The organism is Mesorhizobium sp. M7A.F.Ca.CA.002.15.2.1, assembly GCF_003998715.1.
GTDB classification, from domain to species: Bacteria; Pseudomonadota; Alphaproteobacteria; order Rhizobiales; family Rhizobiaceae; genus Mesorhizobium; species Mesorhizobium ciceri.
In genome coordinates, this window is record NZ_RZPI01000184.1 from 1 (window position 1) to 8598 (window position 8598).

At 63.5% G+C, this 8598-nt stretch carries 12 protein-coding genes; 2 read left to right on the forward strand and 10 right to left on the reverse strand.

Features of this window, described 5'->3' with window-relative positions; translation table 11 throughout:
• Both ENZ74_RS12935 and gcvA read right to left on the reverse strand, forming a co-directional pair.
• The coding region (locus ENZ74_RS12935) for an extracellular solute-binding protein (protein ID WP_127312803.1) at window positions 1–433 on the reverse strand (433 nt) is incomplete at its 3' end.
• A gap of 224 nt (window positions 434–657) precedes the next feature.
• Entirely contained in the window at window positions 658–1563 is a 906-nt protein-coding gene (gcvA, locus tag ENZ74_RS12940) for a transcriptional regulator GcvA (RefSeq protein ID WP_013528412.1), read from the reverse strand.
• Between the two features lie 110 nt (window positions 1564–1673).
• Here gcvA and ENZ74_RS12945 point away from each other — a divergent pair, with 110 nt between their 5' ends.
• Window positions 1674–1859: a hypothetical protein gene (locus ENZ74_RS12945; protein ID WP_063170431.1), complete on the forward strand. Its 186-nt coding sequence runs from the start codon at window positions 1674–1676 to the stop codon at window positions 1857–1859.
• Between the two features lie 37 nt (window positions 1860–1896).
• On the opposite strand, the gene ENZ74_RS12950 is transcribed toward ENZ74_RS12945, so the two are convergent.
• Window positions 1897–2856, reverse strand: coding sequence for a sugar-binding transcriptional regulator (locus tag ENZ74_RS12950; RefSeq protein ID WP_013528410.1), 960 nt, complete (start codon window positions 2854–2856; stop codon window positions 1897–1899).
• 259 nt (window positions 2857–3115) lie between these two features.
• On the opposite strand from ENZ74_RS12950, the gene ENZ74_RS12955 reads away from it, so the two are divergent.
• Window positions 3116–3748, forward strand: coding sequence for an HAD family phosphatase (locus ENZ74_RS12955; RefSeq protein WP_063169754.1), 633 nt, complete (start codon window positions 3116–3118; stop codon window positions 3746–3748).
• Window positions 3749–3832: 84 nt separating this feature from the next.
• On the opposite strand, the gene ENZ74_RS12960 is transcribed toward ENZ74_RS12955, so the two are convergent.
• The 7 genes from ENZ74_RS12960 to ENZ74_RS12990 form a co-directional block, all read right to left on the reverse strand.
• The gene (locus ENZ74_RS12960; RefSeq protein ID WP_024502042.1) at window positions 3833–4600 is read right to left on the reverse strand and encodes a class II aldolase and adducin N-terminal domain-containing protein; all 768 of its coding nucleotides are present in this window, start codon (window positions 4598–4600) and stop codon (window positions 3833–3835) included.
• 77 nt (window positions 4601–4677) lie between these two features.
• Entirely contained in the window at window positions 4678–5322 is a 645-nt protein-coding gene (gene ureG, locus ENZ74_RS12965) for an urease accessory protein UreG (protein ID WP_013528407.1), read from the reverse strand.
• On the reverse strand, window positions 5319–5759 hold the full coding sequence (locus ENZ74_RS12970; protein ID WP_024502040.1) for a DUF3995 domain-containing protein: 441 nt from the start codon (window positions 5757–5759) through the stop codon (window positions 5319–5321). Before ENZ74_RS12970 ends, ureG begins: the two co-directional genes overlap by 4 nt.
• A complete protein-coding gene (locus ENZ74_RS12975) occupies window positions 5756–6427 on the reverse strand; it encodes an urease accessory protein UreF (protein ID WP_063170432.1) in 672 nt (223 codons plus the stop codon). Before ENZ74_RS12975 ends, ENZ74_RS12970 begins: the two co-directional genes overlap by 4 nt.
• Complete coding sequence (ureE, locus tag ENZ74_RS12980; RefSeq protein WP_063169755.1) at window positions 6420–7007, reverse strand: urease accessory protein UreE; 588 nt, start codon at window positions 7005–7007, stop codon at window positions 6420–6422. Before ureE ends, ENZ74_RS12975 begins: the two co-directional genes overlap by 8 nt.
• A 103-nt stretch (window positions 7008–7110) precedes the next feature.
• On the reverse strand, window positions 7111–7704 hold the full coding sequence (locus ENZ74_RS12985; protein ID WP_027161070.1) for a hypothetical protein: 594 nt from the start codon (window positions 7702–7704) through the stop codon (window positions 7111–7113).
• A 92-nt stretch (window positions 7705–7796) separates the two neighbouring features.
• Window positions 7797–8598: urease subunit alpha (locus ENZ74_RS12990; protein WP_127312804.1), on the reverse strand; the 802-nt coding region annotated here is incomplete at its 5' end.

Sequence of the window (8598 nt, forward strand, 5' to 3'; positions counted from 1 at the left end):
GGTCCTTGCGGTACATGACGAAGGAGCTTTCGCCGTAGAAGGGCGCGGCATAAAGCTTGCCGTCGACCGAAAGGCCGCCAGCAATGGCCGGGATGATGTCCTTGGCGTCGTAGTCGTCGCCGAGCTTGTCGAGCGGCAAAAGCCAGCTCTGCTTGGCCCAGATCGGAACCTCATAGGTGCCGATGGTCATCACGTCGTACTGGCCGCCCTTGGTGGCGATGTCGGTGGTGACGCGCTCGCGCAGCACATTCTCTTCGAGCGTAACCCAGTTGAGCTGGATGTCGGGGTTCGCCTTGGTGAAGTCCTCGGTCAGCTTTTGCATGCGGACCATATCGCCATTGTTGACGGTGGCGATGGTGATGGATTCGGCGTGTGCGGCGAACGCAAGCGTGCTGGCCGACAACAAGCCCAGGGTGAGCGTGCGAAGTTTCATCAAATTCCTCCCTTGAACCAAGATGAGCATTTGCCTTGGCTTTGGGCAATTACTCACTTGGCGTGAATTATGTCAAGTCGGATTCGATGCTGCAGCGCAGCACCCGGGCGACACCGCAGGCCGGGACGAGCGGAAATTGCCAGGACGAAGAGCGTCCCGGCCGGATACAGTGCGGCAACAGCGGATGGATCTGCGAGACCAGGTGCAGCCCGCAAGCTTGCCGGTCAGCAGGCGATCTCGGCCAGCAGCCAGTCGCGGAAGGCACGGATCTTCGGCACGTTGCGGCGCGCTTCGGGGTAGACCAGCCAAAAGGCATGGCCGTCGTCGCCAACCAGATCGAAAGGCTGGATCAGGCGCCCACCGGCAAGTTCCGCCTTGAACAGCGCCCTGGTCAGGATCGCGACGCCATGACCGGCGATCGCCGCGTTGGCCTCATAGGCCTGCGCGCCCATGCTGCTGCCGGGCCGTTTGGCGAGATCGTGCGAGTGCACGCCGGCAGCCTCGAACCATTGCGTCCACCAGATGTCGCCGGGATCGAGGATCGGCAGCCGCAACAGGTCCGCCGGTTCCCTGACGCCGCCGATGCTTGCCGCGAGCTTCGGGCTCAGCATCGGCGTGAAATCGGCATCGAGCAGCTTGTAGGCTTCCAGCCCCGGCCATTTGCCGCCGCCCGACCGGATGGCGAGGTCGACATCCTCGCGGGCGAAATCCGTCAGCCGGCTCGATGTTTCGAGCCGCACGGCAAGGGAGGGATGAGCGATCTGGAATGAGCCCAGATGGTGCGCCAGCCAGTTCGAGGCAAAGGTCAGCACCGTCGTGACGCACAGCAATCCGTCGGCGCCGCCACGCGCCGCCGCATAGGCCTGGCCGAGAATGGCGAAGGCCTCGCTGACCGCTGGCGCAAGGCGCTGTCCAGCCTCGGTGAGTGCGATCTGGCGCGGCCGGCGCAGGAACAGCGGCGCGCCGACCCGTTCCTCCAGCACCTTGATCTGATAGCTGACCGCCGCTTGCGTCATGGCAAGTTCCTCGGCCGCCTTGGTGAAGGAAAGATGCCGCGCCACCGCTTCGAACACCCGGATCGCCTGCAGCGGCGGAAGCTGTGAAACCTGCCGAGAGCTGAGGTCCGGCATAAAGCCTCCTTATGGGTCCTTATCGACGTTCGATTGGCAAAGGCCGCCGTCAAGACCGACATTTCCAGTCAACCCGTCATTCGGGTTCAGGATAGCGAAGGTTGACGATCATGACCATGGCGCAGCAAAAATGCACTTCCGCACCCGATCATCGCTGGTTTTCGTGGCTGACGGATGGATTCGGCTGGTTCGCAGCCAAAAAACGGGCACATCTCGACATCAGGGACCTGTCGCCGCATCTGCAGCGCGATCTCGGTTTTCTCGATGGCAACGACCATTTCGGGCGGCACAGCTAGCGCGGTTGGTTTTATCGCAAATCAGTTGTGCTTCCGGTCAGATGCTGGCGAGCAGCGCGGCGGCGGTCCGTTCATCGGTGATGAGGCCGTTGATCAGCCGCCGGTTCGCGGCCGCCAGAATGCCCGGCAGCTTTCGTTCTCCCATCGCCAGTGCGATGACCAGCGATTTCTCGCGTGACGGCAGCGACGCCGACGACACCCGGTCGTTGGTGATGCCCTCGATCATGCGGCCTTCCCTATCGAACACCCAGCCGACGATCTCGGCGATGCCCCCGGCCTTCTGCAGCGCCTTCAATTCGCTCTCCGAAATGAAGCCGTCCTCGTAGAGCGGCGCCTTGGGGCCGAGGTCGCCGATGCCGATGAAGGTGACGTCAGCCTCGGCGGCAAGCGCAAGCGTCGGCTGGATCATCGGCTGGTTGAGCAGCATCTCGCGCTCCTCCGGCGACGAGGCGATGACCGGCAGCGGCATCGGAAACGAACGCGCCTTGACCCTGTCGGCCATGGTGAAGATGACGTTGTAGAAAGCGGCCGAGCCGTCCGGCGAGATGTTGCCGGTCAACGACACCACCTTGTGCTGCGGGCATTCCATCGGCGGCAGCTGCTCGATCGCCGCCTTCAGCGTGCGCCCGGTGCCGATCGCCATGACGATCGGGGTCGGTGAACGCAACCGTCGCTCGATCTCGGCGGCAGCCGCCTCGGCGATGCCGATCGTGGTCGAGGACGAGTTGGGGTCGCTCGGCACCACTTCGACCAGATCGAGCGCAAAGCGCGATCTCAGCCGTGCCGCCAGATCGAGGCAGTTGGCGATCGGATGGTCGACGCGAACCTTGATCAAGCCCTCCGACACCGCCAGCGATACCAGCCGCTGCGCCGTTTGCCGCGAGATGCCAAGCGTCGAAGCGATCTGGTCCTGTGTGTTGCCGGCAACATAATAAAGCCAGCCGGCGCGTGCCGCATCGTCCAGCCTGTTGCTGCCACCATCCTGCCGGCTATTCAAAGTCCTGCCTCCCGAGACCGCCGGTCATGAGAGCGGCCCATGCCCACTTTCGCAGGGAACGGCCTGCTGCGCAATTGTCAAATCTCGGGGGCAATTGCTTGCTGTCCCTCGGCGTAGGCACGGCCCAGTTTCTCGTCTCCCCACGATGTCTGTCTCGCCAAGAGACTTGGCTGCGGTCCCGGCAGGCGGCACGTTCTTGCGCTCCGAAGGTTTATCTCCCGGCTCAAACCCTTTAAGGGATGGCAAAAAGGAGCCTCGCATGACGCCGAAAGCGGTTTTCTGGGACATGGACGGCACGCTGGTCGACAGCGAACCGCTGCACGAAGCTGCCCTGGTGGCGGCGATGCGCAATGTCGGCCTTGTCCCGCCGAACGATCTGCATGAGCGCGTGCTCGGCGTCGCCGCCTGGCCGGTCTACGAGATGATGCGCGACGAGTTCGGCCTGGACCTGCCTTTCGACGACTGGATCCTGCGCAAATACGAACACTACCTGCCGCTGGTGGAGAGCTTGAAGCCGCGCCCCGGCGCGATCGAGATCTTCAACGAGCTGCGTACAAGAGGCATCCAGCAGGCCGTGGTCTCGAATTCGGACCGGATGATCGTCGACGCCAATTTGAGCATGGTCGGCCTGATCTACCCCGGCATGAAGACGATCAGCCGCAACGACGTGCGCGAAGGCAAGCCGCATGCCGAGCCATTCCTGCGCGCCGCGTATCTGGCCGATGTCGACCCCGCGCAGGCGGTGGCGATCGACGACAGCTGGCCGGGCGCCATGGCAGGGCTGGCGGCGGGAATGAAGACGATCTTCTGGCCGGAAAAGCCGATGGAAGGCCCGCCCGGCGCCGTCGTCATCAACAGCGCCGAGGAATTGGGGAAAGAGCTGGGGCTCTGAGGAAAACCGCCCAGGTCGGCGCCGTCCCTCATCCGCCTGCCGGCACCTTCTCCCCGTATAGTGACGGCACGGGGAGAAGGACGCTCAATTCCGGTAGACCGGTTCCTGCTCGTCGAGGATCGCCTTCAACTCGCTGAGATGGCGTTCGGCCTGGCCGGGATAATCGTCCATCTCGCTCGCCGCCTTTTCGGCGATCGCGTCAGAAAGCGTGCGCAGCGGGCGGCCGGTCCACAGCGCCTTGATGTATGTCTCGGCGGCGCGTTCGAAATAGAACATGCGGTTGAAGGCATCGGCGACCGTGTCGCCGATGACCAGCACGCCGTGATTGCCCATCACCATCACCTTGACCTTGGGATCGACGAGAAGCTGCGAGCAGCGCTCGCCCTCCTCCTCGAAGGCCAGCCCGCCATAGTGCGCGTCGACGACATGGCGGTTGAAGAACATCGCCGAATTCTGGTCGATCGGCGGCAATGTCGAGTCAGCGAGCGATGCCAGCACCGTAGCGTGGATCGAGTGCACATGCATGACGCAGCGCGCGTGACGCACATTGCGATGGATGGCGCCATGCAGCCCCCACGCCGTCGGGTCGGGCGCATTGGGGCCGGAGAGCGTTTCCGGATCGTTGGCATCGATCATCAGAAGGTCGCTCGCCTTGATGCGCGAGAAATGCACCTGGTTGGGGTTCATGAGGAATTGTGTGCCCTCATCGTTGACGGCCAGCGAGAAATGATTGGCCACCGCCTCGTGCATGTTGAGCCGCGCCGTCCAGCGGAAGGCACAGGCGAGATCGACGCGCTCCTCATAGTAGGGCAGGTTGGTCAGCGTTTCCTTTTGCAGACGGGCAAGGCTCATCGAAAAATCCTCCGGTTTCGGCAAGAATGCCGTGGCCAGCCCATTCCCGCAACCGGTTTTGGTTGGTGCAGGGATGCTCACGCCGCCGTGCTGGCAGCGGCAGCGCCGGCTCGCAGGCCGCCATGCTCGATGATGAAATCGATCACCTCCTGCAGTCCCTTGCCGCGCGACAGGTCCGTGAAGCCGAACGGCCGCTTGCCGCGCATGCGGCCGGCGTCGCTCTCCATCACGTCGAGGTTGACGTTGACGTAAGGAGCCAGATCGCTTTTGTTGATGACCAGGAAATCGGAGCGGGTGATCGCCGGCCCGCCCTTGCGCGGAATCTCCTCGCCCTGGCAGACCGAGATGACATAGAGCGTCAGGTCGGCGAGATCCGGCGAGAAGGTGGCGGCAAGGTTGTCGCCGCCGGATTCGATGAAGACGATGTCGAGGTCCGGGAACTTCCTGTTCATCTGCGCGATCGCCTGCAGATTGATCGAGGCATCCTCGCGGATCGCGGTATGCGGGCAGCCGCCGGTCTCGACACCCATGATGCGGTCCTCGGGCAGCGCCTGCAGCCGCGCCAGCATCATGGCGTCTTCCTTGGTGTAGATGTCGTTGGTGACGACGGCGATGGAAAACTCGTCGCGCAGCGCCTTGCACAGTTTTTCGGTCAGCGTCGTCTTGCCCGAACCGACCGGGCCGCCAATGCCGACGCGCAGCGGACCATTTGTCTGTGTCATGCGGGAAACTCCGTGATGGCGAGGATGGCAAAGCCGAGCCCGATCAACAGGCACAGCGGCGAATAATAGCGGACATCGAGCCGCGCGAAAGGCTGTTCAGGCGTCAGCCGCCGCCACCATGGCGTGAAGCCGGCTATGCCGCGCCCCAGGAACACCAGACCGATGAGCAGCGACGTGGCGGCGAGACCCTCCTTGGGGAAGGGTGAAGCGAAGACTCCCATGAGCGCCAGCGGCCATAGTGTCGCCAGGCACAAGCACGCGGCAACGGCGAAACTGGCAAACGGCGTCGGCATCTCATCGACGCCGCGAAAGCCGACCACGGCGCGAGCGCAGGAGGCTGCGTCCTGGCCCGGCCAGATGCCGCCAAGGCCCCAATAGACATGCAGAACGGTGATCAGCAGCAGGACAAAGGATAGCGAGAAGGCGAGAAAAATCATGAGCGGAACAGTCGCGAATATTGGGTTTCATGCTTCATCGCCATGACATCGGAGACGAAGGCGCAGCCACCGAGATCGTCGAGTGTCGAGCGCGCGGCGCGGCTTGCGGTCGCCAGGGCCAGCGGCTCGAAGCCGGCTAACAACGTGGTCGCGCCGCTCTGGCCGACGATGCCAAGCCGGATCGCTGCCTGCACAAGGTTGGAGAAGAAGGTTTGCAGGAAGGCTGACAGCGCATCCTGAAGCGCGATGCCGTTGCCACCCGCAATGGCGCCGACGGCGACGCAATAGGCGCATTCGGCCGGCAGGCGCTCCAGCACCGGATTAGGCCAGGCGGCCGCCGCTTTGAGGAAGGCTCCACCCTGGAGCATGGTCTCGGTATGGCGTTCGCGCGAGCCGGCCAGGGCTTCGGCGAGTGCCGCCACTTCATCGAGATCACCGGTGCCGCATGCTCGGCGCCAGCTCTCGGCGAACAGCACGGCGTCGTTCCAGCCCGAGCCCATCTCGACCAGCGTCTCCAGCCAGCCGGCGAGGCTCCCGGCATCGGCAACCAACCCGTCATGCACCGCCCGCTCGAGACCATGGCTGTAGGAAAAGCCGCCGACCGGAAAGGCAGGCGACAGCCACGCCATCAGCCGCAGCAGGGCGATGTTCGAAGGCTGGTCAGTCATGATCGTGGTGATGGCCGGCATGACTGTGCGAATGGGAATGCGCTTCGCCATGAGAATGGCTGTGCGCTTCGGCGTGCGCATGCGCATGGCCGTGATCGTGGCTTTGCCCAGCATGGCCGGAATAGGCGCCGCGCACCGGCTTGAACGGTTCGGAAACGTCGGTCACGGTGGCGCCCAGCCCCTCCAGCATCGCCTTGATGACATGGTCGCGCAGGATGAGGATGCGTCCGGCCTCGATGCCTGCCGCGAGATGGCGGTTGCCGATATGCCAGGCGAGTTCGGCCAGATGCACGCCATCGCGGGCGCGGATGTCGTAGACCTCTTCCGGTGCCGCGATGATCTCGATATGGCCGCCATTCTCCAGCACCAGCCGGTCGCCATCGTTCAAGGCGACGGGTTCGGGCAGGTCGACCAGCACCTTGCTGCCGTCGGCAAGTTCGATGGCCCGGCGGCGCAGATGCCGCTCGTCATGGGCGAGAATGGCCCGGCCGGACGGTAGGGTGGTTCCGGCAGCGCCGGCGGACAGCACCGAGACGACGCGCGGGAATTTGGTGAAGTCGGTGTTGAGGTTGAGTTTCATTTCATGGATTTCCCATTTGCTTGTGCCCGCACACGCGCGATCCAATGGCCTTGTACATGTCGAACCCTGCCTTTCCCCAACAAAGCTAGACCATCGCGTTCGTTCAGACGATGGTGTCGAAGAGCCGCAGGATGAACGATATCTGGTAGATAAGCGCCGCCGTGACAAAGGCGATGTGGAAGCGGCGGTCGCGCACCAGGATCGCGATGATGCAGAGCGCGACGAAGACGGGCGTGCGGAACAGATACTCGCTGCCGAAGCGGGCGAAATGCTCCGGCCCCTTCAGCAGCGTGTCGACCACGTCGAGCAGATAGGTCGCCGCCAGCAGGCCGAAGAACCACGCCCGCCGCGAATAGAAGAAATCCTCGTAGCTGGTGTAGTCCAGCATCGAATCGGGAAACAAAAGCGCGCACAGCAGGAACAGCGTGATCGCGTAGAAAATGATGAACAAATATTTGCCGAAGGTCCAGATCTCGACGGCGTAGAGGCCGAACTCCCACCACCAGAAATGCACCAGCATCAGGAGCACCGAGACGACCCAGGCCAGATGCACGGTATAGAGCTTGTACTGGCCGGGATGCTGGACGATGCGCGCCACCCCCGACAGCAGGCGGGCGACACCAAGCCCGATCACCATGCCCATGACGATGCGGATGTGCGGGAAGATGTCGTGGGCGGAAGCGATTTCGGTGGTCATGCTCGATCACAATGCAGCTGTTGGTTGGCCGCATAGTGCTGCCTTCCACCAAGGGCTGCAACGGATAATGCTCGCCCGGTGGAAGCGCCGCTTCAAAACAGAAAATACCGTTGCGCCATCGGCAGCACCGTCGCCGGCTCGCAGGTCAGCAACTCGCCGTCGGCGCGCACCTCGTAGGTTTCCGGATCGACCTCGACATGCGGCGTGGCGTCGTTGAGCACCATCGAATGCTTGCCGATGCCGCCGCGGGTGTTTTCGACGGCGACGAACTGCTTGTCGACACCGAGCCTGCCATGCAGTCCCGACTCGAGCGCTGCCTTGGAAACGAACGTCACCGACGAGTTGGTCCTGGCCTTGCCATAGGCGCCGAACATCGGCCGGTAATGCATCGGCTGCGGCGTCGGGATCGAGGCGTTGGGGTCGCCCATCGGGGCTGCGGCGATCATGCCGCCGATCAGCACCATGTCCGGCTTGACGCCGAAGAAGGCCGGGTTCCACAGCACCAGGTCGGCGCGTTTGCCAACCGCGATCGAGCCGATGTCTTTCGACAGCCCATGCGCGATGGCCGGGTTGATCGTGTATTTGGCGATGTAGCGGCGGACGCGGAAATTGTCGTTGTTGCCGGTCTCCTGCGGCAGCGAGCCGCGCTGGCGTTTCATCTTGTCGGCGGTCTGCCAGGTCCGGATCGCGACTTCGCCGACGCGGCCCATGGCCTGCGAATCCGACGAGATGATCGAGAAGGCGCCGATGTCGTGCAAAATGTCTTCCGCCGCGATGGTCTCCTTGCGGATGCGGCTTTCGGCAAAGGCGATGTCTTCGGGGATCGACGGCGACAGATGATGGCAGACCATCAGCATGTCGAGATGCTCGGCCAGCGTGTTGACCGTGTAGGGC

Bases quoted from the DNA above. Each gene is read 5' to 3' on its own strand.
- ENZ74_RS12985 (WP_027161070.1), bottom strand. From the start codon at position 7,704: ATGACCACCGAAATCGCTTCCGCCCACGACATCTTCCCGCACATCCGC.
- ENZ74_RS12955 (WP_063169754.1), top strand. From the start codon at position 3,116: ATGACGCCGAAAGCGGTTTTCTGGGACATGGACGGCACGCTGGTCGAC.
- ENZ74_RS12970 (WP_024502040.1), bottom strand. From the start codon at position 5,759: ATGATTTTTCTCGCCTTCTCGCTATCCTTTGTCCTGCTGCTGATCACC.
- ureE (WP_063169755.1), bottom strand. From the start codon at position 7,007: ATGAAACTCAACCTCAACACCGACTTCACCAAATTCCCGCGCGTCGTC.
- gcvA (WP_013528412.1), bottom strand. From the start codon at position 1,563: ATGCCGGACCTCAGCTCTCGGCAGGTTTCACAGCTTCCGCCGCTGCAG.
- ENZ74_RS12960 (WP_024502042.1), bottom strand. From the start codon at position 4,600: ATGAGCCTTGCCCGTCTGCAAAAGGAAACGCTGACCAACCTGCCCTAC.
- ureG (WP_013528407.1), bottom strand. From the start codon at position 5,322: ATGACACAGACAAATGGTCCGCTGCGCGTCGGCATTGGCGGCCCGGTC.
- ENZ74_RS12975 (WP_063170432.1), bottom strand. From the start codon at position 6,427: ATGACTGACCAGCCTTCGAACATCGCCCTGCTGCGGCTGATGGCGTGG.
- ENZ74_RS12945 (WP_063170431.1), top strand. From the start codon at position 1,674: ATGACCATGGCGCAGCAAAAATGCACTTCCGCACCCGATCATCGCTGG.